The 24420-nt window shown below is 72.8% G+C and carries 25 protein-coding genes and 1 pseudogene; 10 read left to right on the top strand and 16 right to left on the bottom strand.

The annotated features are described in order from the left end of the window. The gene (locus OO47_RS18185) at positions 1-192 is read right to left on the bottom strand and encodes a hypothetical protein (protein ID WP_030219147.1); all 192 of its coding nucleotides are present in this window, start codon (positions 190-192) and stop codon (positions 1-3) included. A gap of 188 nt (positions 193-380) precedes the next feature. Between OO47_RS18185 and OO47_RS18180 the strand changes: the two genes are divergently transcribed. Next, the gene (locus OO47_RS18180) at positions 381-1010 is read left to right on the top strand and encodes a flavodoxin family protein (RefSeq protein WP_030219149.1); all 630 of its coding nucleotides are present in this window, start codon (positions 381-383) and stop codon (positions 1008-1010) included. 46 nt (positions 1011-1056) lie between these two features. Here the strand turns inward: OO47_RS18180 and OO47_RS18175 are convergent, their stop codons facing one another. From OO47_RS18175 to OO47_RS18160, 5 genes are all read right to left on the bottom strand, one after another. Then, complete coding sequence (locus OO47_RS18175) at positions 1057-1275, bottom strand: hypothetical protein (RefSeq protein ID WP_030219151.1); 219 nt, start codon at positions 1273-1275, stop codon at positions 1057-1059. A gap of 10 nt (positions 1276-1285) precedes the next feature. Then, positions 1286-1444: a hypothetical protein gene (locus OO47_RS36895; RefSeq protein ID WP_158708673.1), complete on the bottom strand. Its 159-nt coding sequence runs from the start codon at positions 1442-1444 to the stop codon at positions 1286-1288. A gap of 76 nt (positions 1445-1520) precedes the next feature. Then, positions 1521-4892, bottom strand: coding sequence for an RHS repeat-associated core domain-containing protein (locus OO47_RS18170; RefSeq protein WP_078489724.1), 3372 nt, complete (start codon positions 4890-4892; stop codon positions 1521-1523). Between the two features lie 380 nt (positions 4893-5272). Then, a complete protein-coding gene (locus tag OO47_RS18165) occupies positions 5273-5626 on the bottom strand; it encodes a hypothetical protein (protein WP_234323222.1) in 354 nt (117 codons plus the stop codon). After that, positions 5614-5952, bottom strand: coding sequence for a hypothetical protein (locus tag OO47_RS18160; RefSeq protein WP_033209502.1), 339 nt, complete (start codon positions 5950-5952; stop codon positions 5614-5616). The genes OO47_RS18165 and OO47_RS18160 overlap by 13 nt, the downstream gene beginning before the upstream one ends. A 161-nt stretch (positions 5953-6113) precedes the next feature. Between OO47_RS18160 and OO47_RS38605 the strand changes: the two are divergent. From OO47_RS38605 to OO47_RS18145, 4 genes and pseudogenes are all read left to right on the top strand, one after another. Next, positions 6114-6242, top strand: a pseudogene (locus OO47_RS38605) (GntR family transcriptional regulator); the annotation flags it as partial. Between the two features lie 163 nt (positions 6243-6405). Next, positions 6406-6858: a nucleoside deaminase gene (locus tag OO47_RS18155; protein WP_030219165.1), complete on the top strand. Its 453-nt coding sequence runs from the start codon at positions 6406-6408 to the stop codon at positions 6856-6858. 127 nt (positions 6859-6985) lie between these two features. Continuing rightward, positions 6986-9064, top strand: a complete 2079-nt coding sequence (locus OO47_RS18150; protein WP_030219168.1) for a hypothetical protein — start codon at positions 6986-6988, stop codon at positions 9062-9064. A gap of 4 nt (positions 9065-9068) precedes the next feature. Continuing rightward, the gene (locus OO47_RS18145) at positions 9069-10634 is read left to right on the top strand and encodes a type 1 periplasmic-binding domain-containing protein (protein WP_030219170.1); all 1566 of its coding nucleotides are present in this window, start codon (positions 9069-9071) and stop codon (positions 10632-10634) included. Between the two features lie 9 nt (positions 10635-10643). Here the strand turns inward: OO47_RS18145 and OO47_RS18140 are convergent, their stop codons facing one another. The 8 genes from OO47_RS18140 to hemL form a co-directional block, all read right to left on the bottom strand. Next, the gene (locus OO47_RS18140; RefSeq protein ID WP_030219172.1) at positions 10644-11183 is read right to left on the bottom strand and encodes an SRPBCC domain-containing protein; all 540 of its coding nucleotides are present in this window, start codon (positions 11181-11183) and stop codon (positions 10644-10646) included. A gap of 51 nt (positions 11184-11234) precedes the next feature. Next, positions 11235-12317, bottom strand: a complete 1083-nt coding sequence (ccsB, locus tag OO47_RS18135) for a c-type cytochrome biogenesis protein CcsB (RefSeq protein ID WP_030219174.1) — start codon at positions 12315-12317, stop codon at positions 11235-11237. Continuing rightward, the gene (gene resB, locus OO47_RS18130) at positions 12314-14110 is read right to left on the bottom strand and encodes a cytochrome c biogenesis protein ResB (protein WP_030219176.1); all 1797 of its coding nucleotides are present in this window, start codon (positions 14108-14110) and stop codon (positions 12314-12316) included. Before resB ends, ccsB begins: the two co-directional genes overlap by 4 nt. Positions 14111-14115: 5 nt before the next feature. Beyond that, a complete protein-coding gene (locus OO47_RS18125; protein WP_030219177.1) occupies positions 14116-14853 on the bottom strand; it encodes a cytochrome c biogenesis CcdA family protein in 738 nt (245 codons plus the stop codon). 4 nt (positions 14854-14857) lie between these two features. Continuing rightward, positions 14858-15460, bottom strand: coding sequence for a TlpA family protein disulfide reductase (locus tag OO47_RS18120; protein ID WP_030219179.1), 603 nt, complete (start codon positions 15458-15460; stop codon positions 14858-14860). Between the two features lie 132 nt (positions 15461-15592). Further along, positions 15593-16861 carry a polysaccharide deacetylase family protein gene (locus tag OO47_RS18115; RefSeq protein ID WP_030219182.1) on the bottom strand — a complete coding sequence of 423 codons (1269 nt, stop codon included), beginning with the start codon at positions 16859-16861 and terminating at the stop codon, positions 15593-15595. Between the two features lie 256 nt (positions 16862-17117). Continuing rightward, on the bottom strand, positions 17118-17765 hold the full coding sequence (locus tag OO47_RS18110; RefSeq protein WP_051716241.1) for a histidine phosphatase family protein: 648 nt from the start codon (positions 17763-17765) through the stop codon (positions 17118-17120). 131 nt (positions 17766-17896) lie between these two features. Further along, positions 17897-19204 carry a glutamate-1-semialdehyde 2,1-aminomutase gene (gene hemL / locus OO47_RS18105; protein WP_199812312.1) on the bottom strand — a complete coding sequence of 436 codons (1308 nt, stop codon included), beginning with the start codon at positions 19202-19204 and terminating at the stop codon, positions 17897-17899. 269 nt (positions 19205-19473) lie between these two features. Between hemL and OO47_RS18100 the strand changes: the two genes are divergently transcribed. Beyond that, positions 19474-20100 carry a hypothetical protein gene (locus OO47_RS18100; RefSeq protein WP_078489722.1) on the top strand — a complete coding sequence of 209 codons (627 nt, stop codon included), beginning with the start codon at positions 19474-19476 and terminating at the stop codon, positions 20098-20100. Positions 20101-20356: 256 nt separating this feature from the next. Further along, on the top strand, positions 20357-20758 hold the full coding sequence (locus OO47_RS18095) for a MerR family transcriptional regulator (protein ID WP_030219191.1): 402 nt from the start codon (positions 20357-20359) through the stop codon (positions 20756-20758). A 15-nt stretch (positions 20759-20773) separates the two neighbouring features. Here OO47_RS18095 and OO47_RS18090 read toward each other — a convergent pair whose 3' ends face one another. After that, positions 20774-21751: a substrate-binding domain-containing protein gene (locus OO47_RS18090; protein ID WP_030219194.1), complete on the bottom strand. Its 978-nt coding sequence runs from the start codon at positions 21749-21751 to the stop codon at positions 20774-20776. 289 nt (positions 21752-22040) lie between these two features. Between OO47_RS18090 and OO47_RS18085 the strand changes: the two genes are divergently transcribed. Further along, positions 22041-22283: a hypothetical protein gene (locus OO47_RS18085; protein ID WP_030219198.1), complete on the top strand. Its 243-nt coding sequence runs from the start codon at positions 22041-22043 to the stop codon at positions 22281-22283. Between the two features lie 31 nt (positions 22284-22314). Here the strand turns inward: OO47_RS18085 and OO47_RS18080 are convergent, their stop codons facing one another. Further along, the gene (locus OO47_RS18080; RefSeq protein ID WP_030219201.1) at positions 22315-22893 is read right to left on the bottom strand and encodes a TIGR03086 family metal-binding protein; all 579 of its coding nucleotides are present in this window, start codon (positions 22891-22893) and stop codon (positions 22315-22317) included. Between the two features lie 122 nt (positions 22894-23015). Between OO47_RS18080 and OO47_RS18075 the strand changes: the two genes are divergently transcribed. Further along, a complete protein-coding gene (locus OO47_RS18075; protein WP_030219203.1) occupies positions 23016-23855 on the top strand; it encodes a helix-turn-helix domain-containing protein in 840 nt (279 codons plus the stop codon). Positions 23856-23869: 14 nt separating this feature from the next. After that, positions 23870-24406 carry a GNAT family N-acetyltransferase gene (locus OO47_RS18070; protein ID WP_030219205.1) on the top strand — a complete coding sequence of 179 codons (537 nt, stop codon included), beginning with the start codon at positions 23870-23872 and terminating at the stop codon, positions 24404-24406. The last annotated feature ends 14 nt before the right edge of the window (positions 24407-24420 follow it).

Raw genomic sequence — 24420 nt, 5'->3', positions numbered from 1 at the left:
TCAGTTGTCGGAGCCGACGGTGTTCTCGTGACCGGCGTTGAAGACGTCGCCGCCCGCGAACTGGAGCCAGTCGCCGAAGACGAGCATGTACGAGGGCTCCGGCTCGTAGGCGACGTGCACGTCGGCGCTGGCGGCACCGGCGCCGCCGAGGACGAGGGCACCGACGGCGAAGGCGGTCAGCAGGGAACGCATGGAAGACCTCTCGGTAGGACGAAGGAACGCACCGCGCGGGCGCGGGCACTCCGCACGCTAGGTCCGTCGCCCTCCGCCACCGGGGCGCCGGGCCGGTGGGGACGGCGGGGCTCAGCCGATCGGCGGCAGGAATACCTCCGCGGGGAACGGAGTTGGCGCCGAAGCCCCCACGACACGGAGCAGGAGACATGACGCCGGACCTTCCCGCCCTCCCCGACTTCTCGAACCGCTCGTTCCTCTTCGTCCTGGGCAGCTCCCGCCCGGACGGCAACTCGGAGATCCTGGCCCGGGAGGCGGCGGCGCACCTGCCGGCGGACGTCCCGCAGCGCTGGGTGGACCTGAACGAGCTGTCGCTGCCGGACTTCCGGGACGGGCGGCACGAGGAGACGGGCCCGCCGACGCACGGAACGGAGAAGCTGCTCCTGGAGGCGACGGTCGGGGCCACGGACGTGGTGATCGTCTCGCCCCTGTACTGGTACAGCCTCTCCGCCCAGGCCAAGCGCTACCTGGACCACTGGTCGGGGTGGCTGAACGTCCCCGGCTCGGACTTCAAGGAGCGCATGGCGGGCGGCACGCTGTGGGGCGTGACGGCCCTGGCCCACGACGAGCACGTCGTCGCCGAGGGCCTGGTCACCTCCCTGCACCACTCGGCCGCCTACCTCCGCATGCGCTTCGGCGGCGTCCTGACGGGCACGGGCTCCCGCCCGGGCCGCGTCCGCGCCGACGAGGCGGCCCTGCTCCGCGCGAGGACCTTCTTCCGCACCGAGCCGCCGCTCGCGCTGTTCCCGTACGAGGAGGGGGTCGGGGCGGGGGTGTGACCGGAGCCCCGGGCCGGGGGCGGACCGCCACGGGACCGGCCGGCGGTCAGAAGCCGTCGAAGCCGAGCGCGTGGGCCGCCCCGAACACCGCGAGCAGGAGGCTGATGACGACGAAGGCCACCCGGTTCCACCGGCGCACGAACGTTCCGCCGGTGGAACCGAAGACCTCCTTGGAACCGGCCGCGCCCGCCCGGGCGAACCGGGGGGACAGGACCGCGAAGGTCAGCCCGAACACGACGAGGAAGAGTCCCACGAGGACACGCACGGCGTTCTCCCTACCTGCGCCCGTTGCGGATGCGGATGAGGATGACGATGCCCAGGACGACGACCAGGCCCACGAAGGCGTAGGGGAACCAGGACGGCCCGTCGGGCCGGTAGTTGGCGAGGTGGTCCTGTGCGACGCGGTCCTGCGCGAGGAGGTGGAGCGGGTTCATCGGTCTGTTCCTTCCGTCCCGTGGCCCGGGCCGCGGTCCGCGTCGTGACGCGTCCCGCGGCCCGGGCGGCGAGTGATCAGAATGTGTACTTCGCGGTGGCGGAGCACTTGCCGCTGCTGCCGCCGGTGGCGACGCCCGCCGAGCCGTCCGTGGAGGCCGAGACCTGAGCCGGCCCCACTCCGCAGCCGACCTCGCCGGTCAGTCCCTGCTCGGCGCTGCCGGAGGACAGCCCCGCGTCCACGCTGCCGCCGGGGGTCCCGGTGCCCGCGGAGACGTACGGGTGCGTGCTGCCGTCCTCGTTGATGGAGACTCCGCCCCCGATGCAGACCCCGGCGCAGAACTCGCCGCCGATCTCGAAGGAGAGGGTGCCCTGCGGATCGATCCGGTTGACCGGGTCGCCCTCGGCGTACAGGTACGGGTTCTTCTCCTGGCCGCTGGGGTCGGGCGAGGTGAACCGGATCATGTTCGGGTCGTAGTAGCGCGCCCCGAGGTGGTACAGGCCGGTCGGGTCCTGGTAGCCGCCGGCGAACCGGTACGGCTGGGAGACCTTCTCCGAGGTCGCCGCGCGCTGCACGCCGCGCGGGCTGTAGCTGTAGGTGTTGACCTTGGTGCCGGCGCCGTCGGCGAGGGCGACCACCGAACCGAGGGCGTCCGTCAGGTAGTAGTACGAAGCACCCCCCGTGGTCATGGAGTTCAGGGTACCCCCGGGCTCCCTGTTGAACCCCGTGTCCACCCCGGCCGTGGTCTTGGCCGACAGGCCCAGCGGGCCGTTGTGGAAGAAGGTGTCGCCGAGCTTGATCCGCTCGCTCTGGTCGGTCGAGCCGTACTGGCCGTCGTAGGTCTTGCCGCCCACCGTGAGCGAGGTGAGCTGCGAGTAGTCCGACCACTTCCCGGCGGTGCGGGTGCCCTCCGGCGTCGAGGCGCCGGCCGTCTCGTTCCCGATCCTGTCGTAGGACCAGTTGGCCGACGAGCCGTTCTTGGCGGTGATCTGCTGCGCGTCGTTGACCGTGAAGGTCGTGCCGCGCGGGCAGCCGGGGTCCGTGCCCTGCGAGGTCAGGTTGCCCGCCAGGTCGTAGCAGTACTGCCAGGACGAGGTGACCGTGCCGCCCTTCTCCTCCTTCGCGTAGGAGAAGCGGCCCGCGCCGTCGTAGGTGTACGTCGTCCTCGTGCCGGCGACCGCGTCGGTGCCGGTGCGGATCTTCCCGCCGTCCTTCGTGCCGTTGAGGTACGAGTAGGACAGGTCGACCAGGGTCCCCTTGGGGGAGGTGGCCCTGATCCTCGAAGGCCGGCCGGACTTGTCCGGGGTGACCTCCTGCACGGTCCCGCCCGGGTACAGCGTCTTCTTGCGGAAGTCGTTCTCGTCGTACTCGTACGTCGTGACCTTGCCGGTCGGGTCCTTGAGCTGCTTGAGCCTGTTGACCTCGTTCCAGGTGTAGTCCGTGACTCCGGCCGGGTCCTGGTAGTAGTCGACGTTGCCGGCCGGGGTGTAGGCCAGCTTGGTCTGCGAACCGTCCTGGAGGGTGCGCACGGTCTCGCGCGAGAGCGGGTCGAAGTCGTACTTCGTCACGCCCGTGCCGTCCGAGCGCTGCTTGAGGTTGCCGTCGCCGTCGTACTCGTAGGTGACCGTCGCGTAGTTCGAGGTGTCGACCTTGGTGATGCGGTCGCGGTTGTCGTACGTGTAGAGGGTCGTGACCCCGCGCCCGTCCGTCACGGTGGTGGTCCGGCCGAGGGCGTCGTGCTTGTAGGTGGTGGCGGTGAGCGGGGCGGGCGGGACGACCTTGCTCAGGTTGCCCTTGGCGTCGTACGAGAACGACGTGGACACCGACTTGGTGTCGCTCATCTTCACCGTCGCCTTGCAGCGCTGGCCCTCGAAGCCGCCGCAGGTCGGGGTGGCGGGGTTGTAGGTGAAGGTCTGGTTGCCGCCGCCGGTGCCGGTGACCGCGACCGACGTGGTGTTGCCTGCCGCGTCGTACGTGTAGTCGGTCTTGTTGTCGTCGGCGGTGGTCAGCGTGCCGGGCAGGTCCGCGCCCGAGATCGTGCGGTAGCCGGTGGCCGTCGCGGTCGCGCCGGTCGGCAGTTTGGCGGAGGTGGCGTTGTTGCGGGCGTCCCAGCCGTACTGGGTGACGTTGGCGCCGGTGCCGCCCGTGCCCATGGCGTCGGACGCGGTGGCCACGTTGTGGTTGGCGTCGAAGGTCCTGGAGCGGGAGTGGTTCAGCGCGTCGGTGACCTTGGTGACCCGGCCCTCGCCGTCGTGCTCGTGCTTCGTCGCGTGCTGCTCGGGGTCGGTGACCGTCGTGGTGCCGGCGTCCCAGGAGTTCGGGGAGGAGTAGGCGTACGTGTACGTCGGGCCGGTGTGGCCGCTGCCGTCGAAGGCGGTGGCCCGCAGCATCGAGGTGACGCGGTTCCGGTCGTCGTAGGTGAAGACCGTCACCCGCCCCTCCGGGGTGGTGATCTTCGTGACGCGGCCGGAGGCGTCGTGGCCGAAGGTCGTGGTCTTGCCCTCGGTGTCCGTCGTGCGGGAGAGGTTCCCCTCCGGGTCGAGGTCGAAGACGGCGGTGCGGCCGGTGTGGTCCTTGGCCTGCCACTGCGAGGGGTAGGTCTTGACCAGGTCCACCCAGCGCCCGGAGCGGGTCTCGGTGAGCTTGAAGCCCTTGTGCTCGGACCCCTCGTCGTGCTGGGTGACGGTGATCGTGCCGTTGTTGCGGTCCTTGACCTCGGTCAGCGTGCCGTTGGCGTCGTAGGTGTCCTTCAGGCCCGACTTGCGGTCGGAGAGCGTGTACGTGCCGTCCGCGTTCCTCTTCAGGTCCTTCGAGTACCCCTTGGGGGTGGCGAAGGTGCCGTCCGCGTTCTTGTCGAACCAGACCGAGTCGCCGGTCTTGTCGTAGACGACGACCGTGTTGGTGAAGACGTGCAGGTAGCGCTCGTACTCCTGCCACCAGCGCTGGGAGACCTTGCCCCAGGGCGCGTCGAACGAGTTGTACGTGCGGGCGAGGCGCAGCGTCCGGCCGACGCCCGCCACCTGGAAGTCCGTGGCCGCCAGCATCAGGTTGCCGTTGGACAGGTTGATCCGGGCCACGAGGGAGTCGGTGATCCGGAAGTCCGAGATCTGGTGCCAGGGGACGGCCCCCTGGCCGGTCGGCACGTAGGTCAGGACCGACGCCGTGGAGTCCTCGGACGCCGGGGACCGCCCGGGCTCGGCGGAACGGTTCTGCGGAGCGGGGGCCGGCGGCTCCCCCGTCCGCGCCCGCTTCTTCTGCGCCGCGCGCCAGGCGGCCTCCTCGGGCGAGGGCGCCTTCTCGGCGCGGTTGGGCACGGGCTTGTTCGTGCCGACGAGCACCGGCGGCACGGTGAGCGGCGCGTCCGGCCTGCCCCACGCGGACCCCGGGCCGGGGCCGCCGGGTTCGGCGAGCGCCGAGGTGCCGGAGAGGGTGACCGTCAGGGCGGTCATGACGGCCAGGACGGCCGTTCTGGAGGTGGTGCGGGCACGCCGAAGCGACGTGCCGGGAGCACGCGAGTGCATGGACTTCCCCCCACAGGAAGATGAGACCCGGCCGCCCCAACGGCCACCGGGGTCCCACACGTTGACACAGGCCCGGGAGCGCCGACGGGCCCTGCCCGGAAAACTCGAACACATGCGCGGGGGAATCGGCCTTTCCGTTTCCCGGGAACGAATCACCGCACGTCGGACGGACGGACGGGCCGTTTCCCGTCACCCCAAGCCCGTTCGACCTGCGCCGGAGCAAACCCGAGAGCCCGGATCTGGCCGGAAATCTCCCCCACCGGACAAACGCCCGGATCTCCTCGGACGCCCCGGCCGGACCGCCTCCCTCAGCCCGGGGGCTCCTGATGGCAAGGGCATCCGCACACCAGGTACCGGACCCCGAGCACGCCGCTCTCGCGCGGGGCGTGGTCCCGGCAGTGGGCGTGGCGGCCGACGACGCAGCGCGGCGAGCGGTACTCCGGTTCCGGGTCGGACCCGGGCGCGAGGGCGCGGACCACCAGGGACACGCTCACCGCGTCCGCGATCTCGGGCGTCACCCACCAGCCGTCGCCCGCGCGGTCGCGGTGCGGGCCGTCGTGCCCCGGGCCGAGGACGCAGACCGAGCCGCCCCACACCGGCCGCACCGCCTCCGCGACGGCGTGCACGGAGCGCCGTGCCCCGCAGCGGCTCACCGGGAACATCCCGCGTGGATGTTCCGCTGGTCGACGTCCACCCCGACCGTCGCCAGCCACAACGCCCGCCGACGCCTGCGTTGCGCCGCGCGCGACGCGGCCGCCGCCAGGTAGGGGCGGGTGAGGGGCGAGCGGGCGCCGTCCAGGGGCATCGCCTGTTCCCGGGCGTACGGGGAGCGCGGGGCGGGGGCCCGGTGGCGGGGCCGCGGGGCCGGGCGGCGGTGGGTCGTCCGGACCGGGCGGTGCCTGCCGGTGGCCGGCAGCGTCAGCATCAGCAGCCAGAGGAGGACCGGGATCCAGACCCGGCCCAGTACGCGCGCGATAGGGTTCCGCACGTCATCAACTCCTTGAGCAGTTGGTGGCCATGCCCCGGGGCCGGTTGCAGCGGTCGCCGGGGTCTTGCGTGGAAAACCGTAGACCGTGATGCACCGTGATGCATCACGATGTAGCTAGAGCCACCCCAACGTGTATTTGTATGACTATCTACTGTTGACCTATGAGCCTTGATCCGAAGTCGGCCCGCCCGCTGTACATGCAGCTCGCCGACGTGGTCGCAGCCAAGATCTCGTCCGGGGAGTTCGCCCCCGACCGGATGATCCCCACGCCGGGCCGCCTCTCCGAGGAGTACGGCATCGCCGTGCTGACGGCCCGCCGGGCCATGCGCGAACTCCGCGAACGCGGAACTGATCGTGACCGTGCCCGGCAAGGGTTCCTATGTCCTGCCGAGCGGCCCTCCGCCCGAGGCGTGATCACCCCGCCCCGTCGGGAAGGCTTCCCCCGTGAACCCCATGGACAAGGACCAGGCCCGCTCATGGCTCGCCACCGCCCTCGAAGAGGCCCGCGCCGGCCTTCGCGAGGGCGGGATCCCGATCGGGGCCGCCCTCTACGGGGCCGACGGCACCCTCCTCGGGCGCGGGCACAACCGGCGCGTGCAGGACGGGGACCCCTCCGCGCACGCGGAGACCGCCGCGTTCCGGGACGCCGGGCGGCAGCGCTCGTACCGGGGGACGACCATGGTCACCACCCTCTCGCCCTGCTGGTACTGCTCCGGCCTCGTCCGGCAGTTCGGGATCTCACGGGTCGTCGTCGGCGAGGCCGAGACCTTCCACGGCGGCCACGACTGGCTCACCGGGCACGGCGTCGAGGTCCTCGTGCTCGACGACCCCGAATGCGCCGCGCTCATGCGGGAGTTCGTCGCCGCGTGCCCCGGGCTGTGGAACGAGGACATCGGGGAGGAGTGAGGCCCGCGCCCGTGAACCCCGCTTCCGCCACGGACCCGCAACGCCCCCACAACAGACTCGAAAAGCCGGCCCCTTTTCCAACACGCCGTCGATATCCTTGAGTTGACTGTTACGGGGGTGGCGGGGCTTGGACAGAGAGCTGTACGGCCGCGAGGCGGTCCTGGACGACGGCGGGCTGGTCGCGCGGCTCTGCGGGCTCACCCGGCACGGGGTCGCGCGGGTGGCGTACGAGCACGGGGACGATCCGCCGGTCACCGTGTTCACCGGGGGGCGCGGGACCGGGAAGACCGCGCTGCTCAAGGAAGTGCGGAACCGGTACCGGGGGTACACCCCGCTCGCGCTGCTCGACTGCGCCCACGTCGAGCCGCCCGCCGACCACGGCCCCGGCTGGACCCCGCTCACCGGCGCGCTCGCCGAGCTGGCCGTGCAGTTCTCGCCCAAGGTGCTCGGGGCCCGGCCCGTGCGGTTCCCCCGGCTCTCGCTCGGGCTCGTGGCCGTCGCCGCGATCGGCTGGTCCCGGGAGGACGACGAGCGGGCCCGGCGCGACCTCCAGCGGCTCGGGCCGCTCCTCGCGACCGTCGACCCGACCCGGGGCGCCGCCGCCCACTGGGTCGGCAAGGTCCTCGCCAAGCTCGCCGCCACCTTCGCGGAGACCGCCGCCCCGCTCGCCGGAGTGCTCGCCGAGGCGACCGTGGAGACCGTCCTGGAAGAGGTGTTCGGGCGGATGCAGCGGTCCGCCGAGGGGTGGTACGGCGGATACCGGAACGCCGGGGGGCGGGGGAAGGCCGGGCTCCAGCAGCTCGCCAACGACTTCGAGCAGGGGGGCCGGAGGCGCCAGGAGGCCGAGGCCTTCCTCGTCGGGGCGCTCACCGAGGACCTGCACCACGCCTACACCGGGCTCCGGCGCGGCACCCGCATCGGCCGGCCCCTGCTCCTCCTCGACAACGCCCACGAACCGCTCGGCCGGCAGCTGGTCGAACCGATTCTGCGCGCCCGCGCCGCCGAGGGGCGCCGGGACCGGCTCGTCGTCCTCGCCGCCTCCCGGGTCCGCGACCACGAGGCGCTGCGCCAGGCCACCCGGCTCCGGCTCCCCGAGACCGCGCACCGGGCGCCCTGCCCGCGCGGGGAGAGCGTCGGCTCCGGCATCCTCGCCGTCGAGCTGACCCCGCTCTCCCCCGCCCAGACCCGCGGCGCCTTCGACCGGTACGACCCGGCCGGCCGCACCCCCGCCGAACTCCCCCGCGCCGTCCACCGGCTGACCGGCGGCCGCCCCCTGGGCGTGGCGCTCCTCGGCCGGGCCGCCGGGGAGGCCCCCGCGCGCCTGAAGCCGGAACTCACCCCGGGCCGGCTGCTCGACCTGACCGTGGAGCTGCGCGAGGACGCCCCGCCGGTGCCCGTCGCCCCCGCCCTGCTCGCCGAGCTGTTGCCGGTGCCCCGGCCCGGCCCGTACGCCGTGCTCGCCGCCGCCCACGACGAGGAGTCCGCCCGGGTCCTCGCCCACGCCCGGCTCCCCTCCGAGTCCCGCGACGGGGACGTGGCGCTGCGCGTCCGCGACCGGCTGCGCGCCGAGGACTGGGCCGCGGGCGCGCCCGGCTCCCGGCACTTCGTCGCCGACCCGCTGCTGCGCGCCCTGCTCCTGCACCGGCTGCGCTTCGAGGACGGCGACCACCCGCGGTACGCCGCCTGGCACGCCGTCCACGAGACCCTGCGGCGGCACTACGGGCCCGAGCCCGGCCCGTACCGGCTCCACCACGACCTCGCGCTCGGGCGCACCGAGGACGCCGTCACCCACCTGCGGACCACGTTCCCCGAGCCGGACGTCCTCGGCTGGCTCGGGCGGCTGCGGTTCGTCGCCTCCGCCCCGTACCCGCGCGAGCGCGACGCGACCGGGCCCGACCCGCGCCGGGCCGTCGCCCTCGGCCGGGTCCCGGCGGGAGGGCCCGAGCCGCCCGCCGGGCTCGACGCCGACGGCACCGAACTGCACCTCGCCCTGCGGCGCCTGCTGCACGCCGTATGGCTGCTCACCGATCCGCTCGCACTGCCCGACGAGGAGGTGGCCGACCGGCTCGCGCACGAGCTGCGCCTGCTCTCCGGCCGCCACCTGTCGGGCAGCGGTTCGCTCTGGGACGCCGCCACCCACTGGCCGCGCGACATCCGCGCCTGGCGGGAGCCCTCGCTGCCGCCGGGCCGCGAGGACGGAGTCTGACGCCATGCCCGACCGCGTGACCGACCCCTCGGCCGCCCGCCCGCTCGACCGGCTCCGCCGCCGCGTCCGCACCCCCCGCCAGAAGCTCGTCGCCTCGCTCGTCACGGCCGCCGTCGTCCTCGGCCTCGGCGGCTACGGCGTCGTCCGCCTCACCACCCCGGAGGACCGTTCCTGCGCGGCGGGCGTCGAGCGTCCCGCCGGCAGTACGGAGTGCGTCGGCGTCAACGGCGACGGCCACGACTTCGGGATCGGCGAACTGGGCCCGATCGCCCGCGCCATCGGCGCCGAGAACGCCTCGCTCAAGCCCGACGACCATGTCACCGTCGCCCTCCTGCTGCCGCTGACCTCCACCGACGGCGGCATGCGGATCAAGATGCTGAACGAGCTGCGGGGCGCCCACGCCTACCAGTACCGGGCCAACCACCGGTCCAACGAGGAACTGCCCAAGATCCGGCTCGTCCTCGCCAACACCGGCAAGGGCAACGCCCACTGGCGCGCCACCGTCGACCGGCTGATCGCCATGAAGGACTCCGCCGACCGGCTCCGGGCCGTCTCCGGCGTCGCCACCTCCTCCACCGAGGTGCGGGAGGCGGTGACCGCGCTGACCGGGGCCGGGATCGCCGTCGTCGGCACCACCATCACCGCCGACGACATCGCCAACTCCCCCGGGAACGACCGCTACCCCGGCCTCGCCCGCGTCTCGCCCACCAACGGCGACGAGGCGAAGGCGCTGGCCCACTTCGGGAAGGTGGACGCCTCCAAGGCGCTCCTCGTCCAGGACACCCGCAGCGGCGACCACTACACGGACACCCTGAAGGCCGCCTTCGCCGCCGCCCTCAAGGGCGCCCCGCACGACCCCGAGCTGTTCACCTCGCCCCCCGACCCCAACGAGGAGGGCACCACCGCCAACACCTTCCGCCAGATCACCCATCTGATCTGCGACACCCGCGCCGACACCGTCTTCTTCGCGGGCCGCCACACCCAGCTGCGCCAGTTCATCAACGCGCTCGGGGCGCGCGGCTGCGCCCACCGGTCCTTCACCGTCCTCACCGGGGACGAGGGCTCCTACCTGGGCGCGGACGCGAAGCTCGACCGGAAGGCCCTGCGGTCGAAGCTGACCGTCCGCTACGCGGCGCTCGCCCACCCGGACGCCTGGGTGCCGGCGGAGGGGCGGAAGGTCCCGGCCACGGGCGGCTCCACCACGGCGTACGAGACCTTCCTGAAGGACATCACGCGGGACGCGAAGGAGCCGCCGGCGCTCACGGACGGGCAGGCGATCGTCGCGTACGACGCGATGGCGACGGCCGTCCACGCGATCCGCCAGGCCACCCCGCAGGGCGCCCGGTACCCGGCGGCGGCGGACGTGGCCACCCAGTGGCCGCAGGTCAAGGGCTCGCTGCGGGTGGAGGGGGCGAGCGGCTGGATCTGCCTGGACAACTACGGCAACCCGTACAACAAGGCGGTCCCGATCGTGGAGCTGGCCCCGAACGGCTCGCAGCGCTTCGTCCAGATCGCCTGGCCGGAGGGACGCCCGCCGGCGTCCCCCTGCCTGCCGCCGAAGCGGGGGTGAGACGCGGGACTACGGCTCCCACTTCGGCCAGGGCGCCTCGTCCCGCTCGTACAGTTCCCGCAGGTGCAGCCAGCGCTCGGACGTGCGCTCCCGCCAGTCGGCGGGGTGTCCGTCCAGGGCGCGGGCCAGCCACTCGAAGTGGTCGTGCCAGGCGGCGAGCCGGTCGAGGCGGTGCTCCGGCGGGCCCCGCAGCTCGTTGGTGAAGCGCAGCACGGTCGACCCGTCGCCGCCGGTTCCCGGGCCCGGCTCCAGGTGGAACCGGATCCGGCCGTGCGTCGGATCGACCGTGTACTCGGCCACGCTCCCGGGGTCCCAGGCGGTCACCCGCCCCGGGTCCTCGGTGTCGCCGCTGGTCAGCCGGTGGAGGACGACCCGGCCGCCGAGCCGGGGCTCCAGCGGGTCCGCCGCGCACAGCCAGCGCGCCAGGCCCTCGGGGGTGGTGACCGCCGTCCAGACCTCGGACGGCGGGTGCGGCAGCTCGACGGTGAACCGCAGCACGTGCGCGTCGCCGTCACGGGTCTCGCTCCTGCCCCGGGGTATCTCGCTCATGGTTCCAGCGTCACCCGGGGGCGGGAGGGGTGCCAGTGCGGAGGCCGGGCCTCAGACTCCGGCGTAGGAGTGCTTGCTGCTCACGAAGATGTTCACGCCGTAGTAGTTGAAGAGGAAACAGGCGAAGGCGATGAGCGCGATGTACGCCGCCTTCCGGCCCTTCCAGCCGGCCGTCGCGCGCGCGTGCAGGTACGCGGCGTACCCGACCCACGTGATGAAGGACCAGACCTCCTTGGCGTCCCAGCCCCAGTAGCGGCCCCACGCGTCGCCGGCCCAGATCGCGCCCGCGATGATCGTGAACGTCCACAGCGGGAAGATCGCCGCGTTGACCCGGTAGGAGAACTTGTCGAGCGAGGCCGCGGCGGGCAGCCGCTCCAGGACCGAGCGGGCGAAGGCGCCGGGGTTCCCGCCGGTCGCGAGCTTGTTCTCGTACGAGTCGCGGAAGAGGTACAGCAGGGTGGCGACCGCGCCGAGGTAGAAGACCGCGCCGCAGAAGATCGCGGTGGAGACGTGGATCCACAGCCAGTACGAGTCGAGCGCGGGCACCAGCTGGTCGCTGGGGGTCTTCAGCCAGGTGGTGGCCAGGCCCAGGTCGAGCAGGACGGTGGTGACCAGTGGCAGGCCGAGCCAGCGCACGTTCTTCTTGGCGAGGAGGAAGCCCAGGTACGAGCCGACCGCCACCGTGGAGAAGGTGGTGGAGAACTCGTACATGTTGCCCCAGGGGGCCCGCTGCACGGAGAGCGCCCGGGTGACCACGCCCGACGCCTCGACCAGGAAGGCGAGGACGGTGAGCGAGACGGCGATCCGGCCGTACAGGTCGCCCTTGACCGTGCCGCCGGCCGCGCCGGGGCCGTCCGGCACGTCGCGGGCGCCGGCCGCGGTCCGGGTGACGACCTTCGGCTTGTCGAGCACGGCGGTGGAGCCGCCCTGCTCGACCCGCACGGTCACGGCGGCGGCCGGGGCGGCGGCCCGCGGGGTGAGGGCGGCGGCGGTGCGGCCGACCTTGCTGCGGCTGCCGAGGACCCACTCGGCGATGTGGGCGAAGAAGGCCAGGGTGTAGACGGCCATCGAGGAGTAGATGAGCAGGTCGCTCATCCGCGCCAGGCTCTCGTCGGTCGTGGCGGCGAGGATCACTTGTCAGCCTCTCCAGAAGGGGCGGGGTCTTCCGCGGGTGCGTCCGCCGGGTGCGTGGTGTCCGGTGCGGGGGTGTCCGGTACGGCCTCCGGACCGGCGGTGTCCGGTACGGCCTCCGGATCGGCCCGCGGGGGCTCCGCGGTGGGCGGGGCCTGGGCCGTGAGCGCGGCCGCCAGGTCGGCCAGCTCCTCGGGGAGCCGCGCGGACTCGCTGCGGCCGAGGCCGGCCATCTCGACGACCGTGGTGCCGTCCTCGCCCCGCACGGCCCGGACCCAGACCCGGCGCCGCTGGATGAAGAGCGAGCCGGACAGGCCCGCGATGGCGGCGATCGCGCCCGTGAGGGCGAGGCCGTTCCCCGACTGCTGGGAGATCTGGAAGCTCGCCCACTCCTTGATCTCCTTCTCGAAGGTGATCGAGCCGGCGCCGTCCGGGAGGGTCATCGTCTCGCCGGGCCGCATCCGCTGGGCGACGCCCGTACCCGTGTCGATCTTGAACTGGGTCATCTTGGACGTGTCGAGCTGGTACACGTTCTGCGGCAGGCCGGAGTTCACGCGCAGGTCGCCGTGGTAGCCGGTGAGGGCGAGGACGGGGAAGTCGAGCGCGGGGAACTGCGAGAACATCGTGCCCTGGCCGGCGCCCGCGAAGGTCGGCACGAAGAGGGCGCTGAAGCCCAGCTGCTCCTTCTTGCCGTTCTTGTCGCGGTAGCCGTCCATGACCTTGATCGCGCCGGTCGACGTGATGTTGTTGTCGATCGGGAGCAGCGGCACGGCGCCGTGGAAGACGGTCTTGCCGCGTCCGTCCCTGACGGTGACGACGGGCGCGTAGCCGTGGGCGATCAGGTAGACCTTGGAGTCGCCCACCTTCAGCGGCTCGTTGACCCGGACGACCGTCTTCGTGTCCTCGCCGCCGCGCGAGTAGGTGACGGCGGCCTCGAAGGTGCGGGGGGTGCCGCGCTGCGGGCCGCTCTTCTCGTACGTGCCGGTGAAGGAGTCCAGCGTGAAGCTGAACGGCTCCAGGTCGTCGGTGCCGAACCAGGAGCCGGACTTGAAGTCGTCGTACTGGGTGAGCGTGTTGGAGAAGCCGTCGCCCTCGACGACCAGCTTGCCGCCCTCGGACTTGAAGAGGACGCCCCAGGCGAAGGCGACGAGCATCACGATCAGGGCGATGTGGAAGGACAGGTTCCCGACCTCGCGCAGGTAGCCCTTCTCGGCGGCGACCGCGTCGCCGGCCCGGTGGGCGCGGAAGCGGCGCTTCCTGAGGAGGGCGAGCGCGGCCTCGCGGGCCTCCTCGGGCCCGGCCGAGGTGCGCCAGGTGGCGTACGCGGGGAGCCGGTCGAGGTGGCGGGGGGCGCCCGGCGGGCGGCCCCGGAGCTGGCCGACGAACTGCCAGGTGCGCGGGACGATGCAGCCGATGAGGGAGACGAACAGCAGGAGGTAGATCGCGGAGAACCACACCGAGCCGTAGACGTCGAAGAACTGGAGCTTCTCGTAGATCGGCGTGAGGGTGGGGTGCGCAGCCTTGAAGTCCTGCACCTTCATCTCGTCGGCGCTGGTCTGCGGGACGAGGGAGCCGGGGACGGCGCCGAGGGAGAGCAGCAGCAGGAGCAGCAGCGCGATCCGCATGGAGGTCAGCTGCCGCCAGAACCAGCGGAGCCAGCCGGTGAACCCGAGGGAGGGGCCGCCGACGGCGGTGTCCTCGCGGTCCTCCCTGGGGGCGGTCGACAGCTCCGCCCCGGCCGCTCCGGTCGTCTCGTCCGGGGCCGGGGTGCTCTGCGTCGTGTCGGTCTTGCTCATGGAACTCAGATCCCCACCGTGAAACCGTCGGACCAGCCCTGCATCGTGGAGACCATGCTGTCCCACGCCCCCGTGAGGAGCAGGACGCCGGTGACGATCATCATGCCGCCACCGATCCGCATGACCCAGACGTAGTGCCTCTTGACCCAGTCGAACGCGCCGAGCGCCTTGCGGAAGGCGACGGCGGCGAGTACGAACGGTACGCCGAGGCCGAGGCAGTACGCGAAGGCGAGTACCGCGCCGCGTCCGGCGCTGGCCTGCTCCAGGGCGAGCGCGTTGACGGAGGCGAGGGTCGGGCCGATGCACGGGGTCCAGCCGATGCCGAAGAGGGCGCCGAGCAGCGGGGCGCCGATCAGTCCGGCGGCGGGCTTCCTGTGGAAGCGGAACTCGCGCTGGGTGAGCCAGGGCATCAGGCCGAGGAAGAAGGCGCCCATGAGGACCATGAGCACGCCGAGGACCGTGGTGAGCGTGGAGCGGTACTCCTGGAGGGTGGCTCCGAAGTAGCCGAAGAGGGCGCCGCCGGAGACGAACACGGCGGTGAAGCCGAGGACGAAGAGGACGGCGCCGGCGGTCATCCGGCCGCGGCGGCGCTCGGCGAGGTCGGTGCCGGTGACGCCGGTCACGTAGCTGAGGTAGCCGGGGACGAGCGGCAGGACGCACGGCGAGAAGAAGGAGACCAGGCCGCCGAGGACCGCGAGGGGCAGGGCGAGCAGCAGGGCTCCGCTGGTGACCGTCTCGTTCACCGGCTCACTTCTCCTTGAGGAGCGGGTCGATCATCGAGCGGAGCTTCTCCTCGTCGAGGGCCAGGAGGGCGCGGGCCGCGATCTTGCCCTCCTTGTCGAGGACGACGGTGGAGGGGATGCCCTGGAGGCTGAGGGTGCCCTTGGGGAAGCCGAAGAGGATCAGCTTGCCGGCGGGGTCGTAGAGGCTCGGGTAGGGGACCTCGTAGTCCTCTTCGAAGGTGAGCGCCTGCTGCTTGTTGGCGTCGCGGGTGTTGAGGCCGACGAACTCGACGCCCTTGCCCTTGAGGTCGTTGGCGACCTTCGCGAAGTGGGGGGCCTCGGCGCGGCAGGGGCCGCACCAGGAGCCCCAGGCGTTGAGGACGACGACCTTGCCCTTGAGGTCGGCGACGTCGAGCCGTTCGCCTTCGAGGGTCTCGCCGGCGAGCTCGTTCGGGGTCGCGCGCTGGCCCTTGGGGGCGGTGGAGATGCCGCCCTTGTTGGTGACGAAGTTGGTGCCGCCGCCGCCGGACGTGCCGCCGTCGCCGTCGCTGCAGGCCGAGAGCGCGAGGGCGGCGGTCAGCACTCCGACGGCGAACAGGGTGCGTCGAGGGGCGCGGCTGAGGCTCATGTGAAAAGTTTCGCATGGGCGTTTGGGGGATCTTGGGCACCCCCCTACGTGCCCGTAAAGCACCTTGTCAAGGCCGCCTAAGCGAGCGGGGGCCCACGGGAACGGTCGAACGGCCCGGAGACTCGGAAATGATCAAGCGGCCTTGAGGAAGGCGTTCCAGCCGCCGGCAGGCTTCTGCCCCACGCCCAGGCCGCGCAGCTTCGTGAGGACCTTCGGGTCCTGGACGTCGAGCCAGTCCACGAACTGCCGGAAGGAGACGAGCCGGACGTCCTTCTTTCCGGCCATTCCCTTGAGCGCCTCTTCGACGGCGTCCATGTAGATGCCGCCGTTCCACTCCTCGAAGTGGTTGCCGACGAAGAAGGGCGCGCGATTCGTCTCGTACGCGCGCGTGAAGCCGGCGAGGTACGCCTCGGTCGCCTGCCTGCGCCAGCCCGGGTAGCGCGAGGGCATGCCCTTCGTGGAGTTCTTCGACTGGTTGGCCAGCATGTTGTAGTCCATGGAGAGGACTTCGAAGGAGTGCCCGGGGAAGGGCACGCCCTGGAGCGGGAGGTCCCAGATCCCCCGGCGCTTGTCGGGCCAGGTCTGGCGGCCGCCGGGCGAGCTGGCGTCGTAGCGCCAGCCGAGCCGCGCGGCGGTGGGCAGCAGGTTGTCCTGGCCGAGGAGGCAGGGGGTGCGGCCGCCGACGAGCTCCTTGGAGTAGTCGAAGGGCAGCGGGTCGAGCTCGGTCCAGCCGCTGTTGGTCTTCCACTCGGTGACGAACTTCACGGCCTGGTCGATCTCGCTCTGCCACTGGGCCGGGGTCCAGTTGCCGACGGAGCCGGAGCCGCCGCAGAAGTGCCCGTTGAAGTGGGTGCCGATCTCGTGCCCGTCGAGCCAGGCCTGCCGGACGTACTTCAGGGTGTCCTTGATGTGGTCGTCGCTGAGGTAGCCGATGTCGGAGGCGCCGACGCGGTTGTTCGGCGGGCGGTAGAGGTTCTTCTTCGCCTCGGGGAGGAGGTAGATCCCGGAGAGGAAGAAGGTCATCGCCGCGTCGTGGTTCCTGGCCAGTTCGAGGAAGCGGGGGAAGAGCCCATTGCCGACCTCGCCGGCGCCGTCCCAGGAGAAGACCACGAACTGGGGCGGGGTCTGGCCGGGTTCGAGGGGGACGGGGGCGTCGGGCTGGCGGGGCTGCTTGCCGGTGTCGGCGGTGGAGCCGTCGCCGATGAGCCGTACGGGCTCCCCGGTCGGGGTGGCGGTGCCCGGACCGCCCGTGGCGTCACCGCCCTTGCCGGGCTTCTCGGGTCCGGGACGACCCGTTTTGTCCTGGTTCGAGGTGCCGCACGCGGCGAGGCCCATCGCCGCCGCCGCCCCGACGCCCGCCCCGAGGAGCCCCCTTCGAGTGATCCCGCTGATCTCGCGCATGCCGTCCCCATTCGCGCTGACGTATGAACTGAATGTCATCCAAACCGACAAACAGTGAGATGCGGGGAGGAACACGGGGGTTCCCGTTAAATAGAACAAAAATTTAAGGGCGTTCGGATGACATGAACATCATCCGAACGCCCTGGAGCGCGATCCGTCAAGGCGGGGGCCGCGAGGGAGACCGCGCGGGAGGCCCGCGAGGGGGACCGGGCGGGAGGCCCGCGAGGGAGACCGGGCGGGAGGCCCGCGAAAGGGCCTACGCCCCGAAGGCCTTGGACTTCCCCTTGGCCGGCTTCGCACCCGCGAGCAGGTGCGCCGGGACCAGGTCCCGGGCCGGCTCGCTGTACCCCACCGAGACGATCTTGTCGCCCCGGTACGTGAACGAGGTCAGCGACGCCAGCGTGCACTGCCGCCGCCGCGGGTCGTGCCACAGCCGCCGCTTCTCCACGAAGCTGCGGACGATCCAGATCGGCAGCTGGTGGCTGACGCAGACCGCCTCGTGTCCCCGGGCCGCCTCCTTCGCCGCGTCGAGCGCGCCCATCATCCGCACGACCTGCTCGACGTACGGCTCGCCCCAGGACGGCTGGAACGGGTTGGTCAGGTGCTTCCAGTTCGCCGGCTTGCGCAGCGCCCCGTCGCCGACGCCGAAGGTCTTGCCCTCGAAGACGTTCGCCGCCTCGATGAGACGCGGGTCACTCGCCAGGTCCAGGCCGTGCGACTTGGCGATCGGCTCCGCCGTCTCCTGCGCCCGCTCCAGCGGGGAGGCGACGACGTACGTGACGTCCCGGTCGGCCAGGTGCTCCGCGACCCGGTCCGCCATCCGCCGGCCGAGGTCGGAGAGGTGGTAGCCGGCGCGGCGCCCGTAGAGGACGCCGTCCGGGTTGTGCACCTCGCCGTGGCGCATCAGGTGGACGACGGTGATGTCGTCGTCGCCCACGGGCTTCTCGGCGTTCACGGCGGCGTTCACGTCCTCCACGGCGTCCGCGTCGCCCGCGGCGTCCACGCTGTTCACGGCGTCCACGCTGTTCACGTCGCTCATGCCGTCGCCTCCGCGGCGGCGCGGGCGGCGGCCGGCAGGGCGGCGGCGATCCGCTCGACCGCCCGCCCGTCGTGCGCGGTCGACACGAACCAGGACTCGAACGCGGACGGCGGCAGGTACACCCCGTCGGCCAGCATCGAGTGGAAGAAGGCGTTGAAGCGGAAGGCCTCCTGCTTCTTCGCGTCGTCGTAGTTCCGCACCTCGTCGGCGGTGAAGAACACCGAGAACATGTTGGAGGCGGTCTGCAGCCGGTGCGCCACGCCCTCCTTGGCCAGGGCGTCCGTGACCAGGCCCCGGATCTCCGCCGAGACCGCGTCCACCTTCGCGTACGCCGCGTCGTCGAGCAGCCGCAGCTGCGCGAGCCCGGCGGCGGTCGCGACCGGGTTCCCGGAGAGCGTGCCCGCCTGGTAGACCGGGCCCGCCGGGGCCAGGTGCCCCATCACGTCGGCGCGACCGCCGAACGCGGCGGCCGGGAAGCCGCCGCCCATGACCTTGCCGAAGGTCAGCAGGTCGGGCTTCACGCCGTCGACGCCGTACCAGCCGGCCTTCGAGGTGCGGAAACCGGTCATCACCTCGTCCGAGACGTACAGCGCGCCGTTCTCCCGGCACAGGTCCGCCAGGCCCTGGTTGAAGCCCTCGGCCGGCGGGACGACGCCCATGTTGCCCGGCGAGGCCTCGGTGATCACGCAGGCGATCTCGCCCGGGTGCGCGGCGAACGCGGACCGCACCGCCTCCAGGTCGTTGTACGGCAGCACGATCGTGTCACCGGCCTGCGCGCCGGTCACGCCGGGCGTGTCCGGCAGCGCGAAGGTGGCGAGACCGGACCCGGCCGAGGCGAGCAGCGCGTCCACGTGGCCGTGGTAGCAGCCGGCGAACTTGACGACCTTCGCGCGTCCGGTGAACCCGCGGGCGAGCCGGATCGCGGACATCGTCGCCTCGGTGCCCGAGGAGACCAGGCGCACCTGCTCGACCGGCTCCACGCGCGCGACGATCTCCTCCGCGAGCGCCACCTCGCCCTCGCCCGGGGTGCCGAACGAGGTGCCGCGCGCCACCGCGGCCTGCACGGCGGCGGTGACCTCCGGGTGCGCGTGGCCGAGGATCATCGGTCCCCACGAGCAGACCAGGTCGACGTACTCGCGTCCGTCCGCGTCGGTGAGGTACGGACCGGAACCGGACACCATGAACCGGGGCGTTCCGCCCACGGCCCGGAAGGCACGCACCGGTGAATTCACGCCGCCGGGCGTCACGAGGGAAGCGCGGTCGAAAAGCGTCTGTGAGACTGGGGCTTCGTATGAATACGGCACTGTGATCCTGACCTGCGAGAACGACGTGGGTGACGACATCGGGGACGGAGGGACGGCGTGGGCCTCCTGTGCGTTACGCCGGGGCGTAGACCCTCCGCGTCTGCGAAACTGGGGCGTCATAGGGATGGCTCACGGAATCCATGGTGTCAGAGGCCACGGCGTTCTCGCGGACGGGTGTTTCACCGTACGGGCGCGGGGGAGGTCACTGTCACGATGATCGGGTTGCGCGGCGGGGTCGTGTTGCCGAGAAAAAGCAGTCGGGTGGAGATATGCATCGCGGTGGCGGACCGGGCGAGGGGACGGACGACCTGGGTCCGGAGTCTGCCCGGCGGGGAAGGCACCGGCGCCGGCGGACCGAAGACCCGATCCCGGACGCTCCGGGAAAGCACGGGGCCCCGAGGAAGCAGGAGGCCCCGGGCGCTCGGGACGAGCGGGACGCCGTGGGCGGGAGGGGCCGGTTGGGGGTGACGTACAAGTACTTCGGCGCGCCCGACGGCGCCACGGCGGCCCGCGTGCCGATCTCGATGCGTCCCGAGGAGCTCGGCGGCGACGAGCTCGGCATGGGCGGCATGTTCACCAAGATCAAGCCGGAGACCATAGCGGCCATGGTCCTCACCGGCATCCAGGGCATGCCCCTGCACAAGGTGCCCCCGCTGGAACTGGTGGTCCTGCACCCCGACTACGCGGTGGTGAAACTGCCGATGACCGTCGTCGACCCGCTGCGCGGGATCGGCGAGGAGTCGGTCGGCGCCGCCGCCTTCATCTGGTCCACGGTCCCGGACCGCGGCGGCCCGCGCGACGCCTTCGACGTCTACCAGCTGCTCCACGAGTGGCAGGACTTCTCGGTCCGCCTGCACGAGGCGGGGCACCAGCCGTACTGCCTGGTGTGGCCGTAGGGGAACCCCGACAGGGCGGTCCGCGGGGCGCGGGGCGCCCCGGTGGGGCGTGCCCGCTTCCGGCGTACGGCCTACGAGCAGGCGTTTCACCGCACTTCCAGACCTCATAAGTGCTGAAATTAGGACGAATGGTATGGAATGCGCGGACGTCGCGCTCCGGAGGAGTGCCGTGCGCCCTGCCGAAGCCGTACGCCCCCGGGAAGCCCCGTACGAGGAAGGACGACGCGTGAGCGGAGTACGAGCGGCCGGTCGGCCCATGCAGATCGGCGAGGTCGCCGCACGGACCGAACTGCCCCTGCGCACCATCCGGCAGTACGAGGACAGCGGCCTGGTCGTCCCGTCGGCCGCCTCCCCCGGCGGTTTCCCGCTCTACACCGACGAGGACGTGTCCCGGCTCATGGTGGTCCGCCGGATGAAGCCGCTCGGCTTCACCCTGGACGAGACCCGCGAACTCCTCACGGCCGTGGACCGGCTGGCCGACGACCGCCCGGGCACGGACACGGAGCTCGACCCGGGCGAGCGGGCCGCGCTCGTGTCCCGCGTCCGCCGCTACGAGCAGGCCGCCGCCGAGCGCGTCGCCGAACTGCGGGCGCAGCTCACCCGCGCGGAGGAGTTCGCCGCCTCCCTCCGCGCCCGCCTCACGGCGACCCCGGCCTGAGCCCGGCCCTCCCCGTCAGGGCGCCAGCGCCTCCGCGAGATCGCGGAAGAAGCGGGCGTACGCGGCGGGGCTGGGCGGGGTCTCCGGGCTCCAGGGGGCGAGCCGGACCCCGCCCGGGAGGGCGTACGGGGGCGTGGCGTGCTCCCGGTTGTCGAAGAGGACCAGGTCGGGGCGGAGCGCCGCGGCCCGGACCCAGTCGGCGGTGAGCCAATTGGCGCCCGGCCCGGGGCCCGGGTCGAGCAGCCGGACGCCGAGCCCGGCGAGCCACGCCAGCTCGGGCCAGGCGTGCGGGCGGGCCAGGTGCACCTGCTCGGGCCCGGCCCCGGAGAGCGCGAGGACCCCGAGCCCGCTCCGGGCCGCCGCCTCCCGCAGCGCGGCCTCGGCGGCCTCGAACTCCGCGAGGGCGGCGCCCTGACCGGGCCCGGTCCCCGGACTCACGGTCACGGGGGTCACGATCTCGGGCCCGACGGCGTCCGAACCGACGACCACGGGGACGGGAACGGGGGCCGCCGGGTCCGCCACCCCCGGGTCCGTGGCCTCCGGACCGACACCCTCCCGGCCGTCGATCCTCAGGCCGGCCGCCAGCGCCGCGAACCGGTCGAGGATGGCCGGAAGGTCGAGCTCGTTGCCGACCGAGAGGGCCACGAGCGGCACCCCGAGCCGCTCGACCAGCGCCGCGTCCAGCGCGTACGGAGTCTTCCCGTCGTACGTCACGTCCACCACGACGTCCGGCCGCAGCTCCCGCAGCACCGCCTCGTCCAGGGCCCGCCCCGGCCCGAGGTACGGCACCCCGACCGCCTCCAGGACCCCCGCCTTCGCCGGGTCGTACGCGTCGCCGTCGTGCCCGGAGCCGTACACCGCGACCGGTATCACCCCCAGGTCGTACAGGGCGGCCCCGGCCCGTACGTACGCGACCACCCGCCTCGGCACCCGGGCCGCACCCAGCTGCGCGCCCCTGTCGTCCGTGAATCCCCATGCCTGTGCTCCGGACATGCGGCTGCTCCCTCCCCGGCCGGAATCTCCCTGTTCCGCCACCTTGGAACGGTCGTCCGGTCCGCACAAGAGGGCGTGCGCCCCCGCGCCCGCCCTCCCGGCCGGGCGCCCCGCCCCGGCTCCCCCTGCCGAAAGGCCCTCGGAAGGTGTTGACTGAAAGCGTCGGGAGGAACCAGAAGAACGAGAGCAACCAGAGGAATCCGCAGGAACCGCCCCGCCGTCGTACGGGCGTGCCACCGCCCGCGGGAGCCGCACGCGTACGGACGGCCCTCACGCCTTGGAGTGCGCCATGCCCCTGCCCGGCCGGTTCTCCGACCCCCGTGCGCTCACGCTCGCCGGCCTGCTCGCCGTCTCGACGGCGACGTGCCTCGCCCTGGGCCTGCGGGCCCGCGCCCGCCGCGACCGGGAGGGCGTCCCGCTGGAGCGCGTCTGGCACCCGCAGGAGTCGGTCCCGCTGACCCCCGCCGAGGAGCACGCCTTCGGCCAGGTCGCCTCCCGCCTCTCCCCCGGCCCGGTGCACCGCCCGCGCTGATCCGCCGGACGCGGCCCACCGGGCGCGCGGCCTACCGGGCGCGCGGGTCGCGCCCCGTCACGGCGAGCAGCCGCTCGAAGGCGGTGGCGTCCCCGGGCACCTCGACGGCGTCCCCGAAGACGCCCATCCGCCGGGCCGTCGGAGCCATCCGCTCCACCTCCCCGGCGAGGCCCGCGACCACGGCCGGGTCCGGTTCGAAGGCCCGCCCGGTGGCACGGGCCAGGTCCCAGGCGTGCACGGTCAGGTCGAGCAGCACCATGGAGCCGACCGTCCGCGCGGGCAGGTCCATCGCCCCCGTCGTGCCCTCCTCGGCACCGGGCGCCGACCACGCCTCGACCAGCTTCCCGGCCTCCGCCGCGAACGACTCGCGCCAGCCGTCCTCGGCGACCCGGTCCGGGGTCTCGGAGAAGTCGGGCGTCCCCTTGGCGGCCAGGACCTGGAAGTTCACGACGACGGAGAAGAGATGGTCGATCAGCGCGCGCACGTCGTACTCGGCACAGGGCGTGGGCGCGCCGAGCGACGCGTCGGCGATGCCGCCGACCACGGGAACGGCGTCGTCGGCGGCGGTACGGAGCAGGTCACCGATGCGGAGCTGGGCCTCGTTCGTCATGCTCCCGACGCTACGGAGACCCACCCGGCCCCGTCTTGAAGAAACACGACAGCCGCAGAAGGAAGAAGGCGCCCAGGGCCTGCCCGGCGGATCGGGGCCGGACAGGCCCTAGCATGCGGGACATGCCCGACTCCGCTCCCCGCCGGGACACCCGGGGCATCGTCGACCCCGCGGGACTGCTCTCCCGCGTCCGCTTCCGCCGCCACCTCCCGGCCCCGGCGCTGCGCCCCTACCTGGAGCACTACTGGCTGATCGACTGGGAGCTCCCGGAGCCGTACGCGAGCCACGTCGTCCCGCACCCCTCGGTGAACGTCGTCTTCCAGCGGTACGGCCCCCCGGTCACGGGAGACGCGTCGGCCGAGGTCGCCGGGATCGGGCTCGGCCTGTTCACCCACGAGCTGACCGGGACGGGCCGGGTCTGCGGGATCCAGTTCCGCCCCGGCGGCTTCCGGCCCTTCGCGCCCGCGTGGCCGGTGTCGGCGTGGACGGGCCGCCGCGTCCCCCTGACCGACGTCTTCCCCGACGCCACGGGCTCCCCCGCCGCCGTCCTCACCCCCGACGAGGACCACGCGCGCGTGGCGGCGCTCGACGCCTTCCTCCTCGCCCGCGGCCCCGCCCCCGACCCGGCCGCCGACCACGCCATGGAGCTGGTGGAACTGGCCCGTTCGGACCGCACGATCCGCAGGGCCGCCCAACTCGCCGCCGCCTCCGGCCTGTCGGCCCGCTCCCTCCAGCGCCTCTTCGCCGACCGCGTCGGAGTCGGCCCGAAGTGGGTGATCCTGCGCTACCGGATCCACGAGGCCCTGGAACGCGCCGGGGCCGCCGACACGACCGGCACCCCGGACTGGGCCGCCCTCGCCGCCGAACTCGGCTACAGCGACCAGGCCCACCTCGTACGGGACTTCACGACGACGATCGGGGTGCCGCCGACGGCGTACGCCCGGGGCCCGTCAGCGCCGTGACCTACGGTACGCGGATGGACAACACCACCCCGCCCGTACGCCTGGAACCCTGGTCCGAGGAGGACGCCGGACTGCTGCGCGCCCTGAACGCCCCGGAACTCACCGCACACCTCGGCGGCCCGGAGACCGAGGAACAGCTCGTACGGCGCCACCGGCGGTACGTGGACATGAGCGCCGCCGACCCCGGCGCCGGCAGGATGTACCGGATCGTCCTGCTCCCCGAGGAGACCCCGGTGGGCAGCATCGGCTTCTGGGCGCAGACCTGGGACGGCGAGCCGGTGTACGAGACCGGCTGGGCCGTCCTGCCGGGCTTCCAGGGCCGGGGCGTGGCGACGGCCGCCACGCGCGCGGTGATCGCGGAGGCCCGGGCGGCGGGCCGCCGCCGCCATCTGCACGCGTTCCCGTCCTCGGACAACACCGCCTCGAACGCGGTGTGCCGCAAGGCGGGCTTCGAGCCGCGCGGCGAACGGGACTTCGAGTACCCGCCGGGCCGCCCGATGCGCTGCAACGACTGGCGGCTCGACCTGGGCCCGTCGGCTCAGGAGGCCTGATCCGGCCCGGCGGC

Origin of the sequence: Streptomyces bikiniensis, assembly GCF_000716625.1 — a bacterium.
Taxonomy (GTDB): Bacteria; Actinomycetota; Actinomycetes; order Streptomycetales; family Streptomycetaceae; genus Streptomyces; species Streptomyces bikiniensis.
This window is presented reverse-complemented; position numbering and strand designations above follow the sequence as displayed.

What these genes read in the sequence shown, in the direction of transcription:
- OO47_RS18185 (WP_030219147.1), bottom strand. Translation starts at nt 192, where the DNA reads ATGCGTTCCCTGCTGACCGCCTTCGCCGTCGGTGCCCTCGTCCTCGGC.
- OO47_RS18180 (WP_030219149.1), top strand. Translation starts at nt 381, where the DNA reads ATGACGCCGGACCTTCCCGCCCTCCCCGACTTCTCGAACCGCTCGTTC.
- OO47_RS36895 (WP_158708673.1), bottom strand. Translation starts at nt 1,444, where the DNA reads ATGAACCCGCTCCACCTCCTCGCGCAGGACCGCGTCGCACAGGACCAC.
- OO47_RS18170 (WP_078489724.1), bottom strand. Translation starts at nt 4,892, where the DNA reads ATGACCGCCCTGACGGTCACCCTCTCCGGCACCTCGGCGCTCGCCGAA.
- OO47_RS18165 (WP_234323222.1), bottom strand. Translation starts at nt 5,626, where the DNA reads ATGTTCCCGGTGAGCCGCTGCGGGGCACGGCGCTCCGTGCACGCCGTC.
- OO47_RS18155 (WP_030219165.1), top strand. Translation starts at nt 6,406, where the DNA reads ATGGACAAGGACCAGGCCCGCTCATGGCTCGCCACCGCCCTCGAAGAG.
- OO47_RS18145 (WP_030219170.1), top strand. Translation starts at nt 9,069, where the DNA reads ATGCCCGACCGCGTGACCGACCCCTCGGCCGCCCGCCCGCTCGACCGG.
- OO47_RS18140 (WP_030219172.1), bottom strand. Translation starts at nt 11,183, where the DNA reads ATGAGCGAGATACCCCGGGGCAGGAGCGAGACCCGTGACGGCGACGCG.
- resB (WP_030219176.1), bottom strand. Translation starts at nt 14,110, where the DNA reads ATGAGCAAGACCGACACGACGCAGAGCACCCCGGCCCCGGACGAGACG.
- OO47_RS18120 (WP_030219179.1), bottom strand. Translation starts at nt 15,460, where the DNA reads ATGAGCCTCAGCCGCGCCCCTCGACGCACCCTGTTCGCCGTCGGAGTG.
- OO47_RS18115 (WP_030219182.1), bottom strand. Translation starts at nt 16,861, where the DNA reads ATGCGCGAGATCAGCGGGATCACTCGAAGGGGGCTCCTCGGGGCGGGC.
- OO47_RS18110 (WP_051716241.1), bottom strand. Translation starts at nt 17,765, where the DNA reads ATGCGCCACGGCGAGGTGCACAACCCGGACGGCGTCCTCTACGGGCGC.
- OO47_RS18100 (WP_078489722.1), top strand. Translation starts at nt 19,474, where the DNA reads ATGCATCGCGGTGGCGGACCGGGCGAGGGGACGGACGACCTGGGTCCG.
- OO47_RS18095 (WP_030219191.1), top strand. Translation starts at nt 20,357, where the DNA reads ATGCAGATCGGCGAGGTCGCCGCACGGACCGAACTGCCCCTGCGCACC.
- OO47_RS18090 (WP_030219194.1), bottom strand. Translation starts at nt 21,751, where the DNA reads ATGTCCGGAGCACAGGCATGGGGATTCACGGACGACAGGGGCGCGCAG.
- OO47_RS18085 (WP_030219198.1), top strand. Translation starts at nt 22,041, where the DNA reads ATGCCCCTGCCCGGCCGGTTCTCCGACCCCCGTGCGCTCACGCTCGCC.
- OO47_RS18080 (WP_030219201.1), bottom strand. Translation starts at nt 22,893, where the DNA reads ATGACGAACGAGGCCCAGCTCCGCATCGGTGACCTGCTCCGTACCGCC.
- OO47_RS18075 (WP_030219203.1), top strand. Translation starts at nt 23,016, where the DNA reads ATGCCCGACTCCGCTCCCCGCCGGGACACCCGGGGCATCGTCGACCCC.
- OO47_RS18070 (WP_030219205.1), top strand. Translation starts at nt 23,870, where the DNA reads ATGGACAACACCACCCCGCCCGTACGCCTGGAACCCTGGTCCGAGGAG.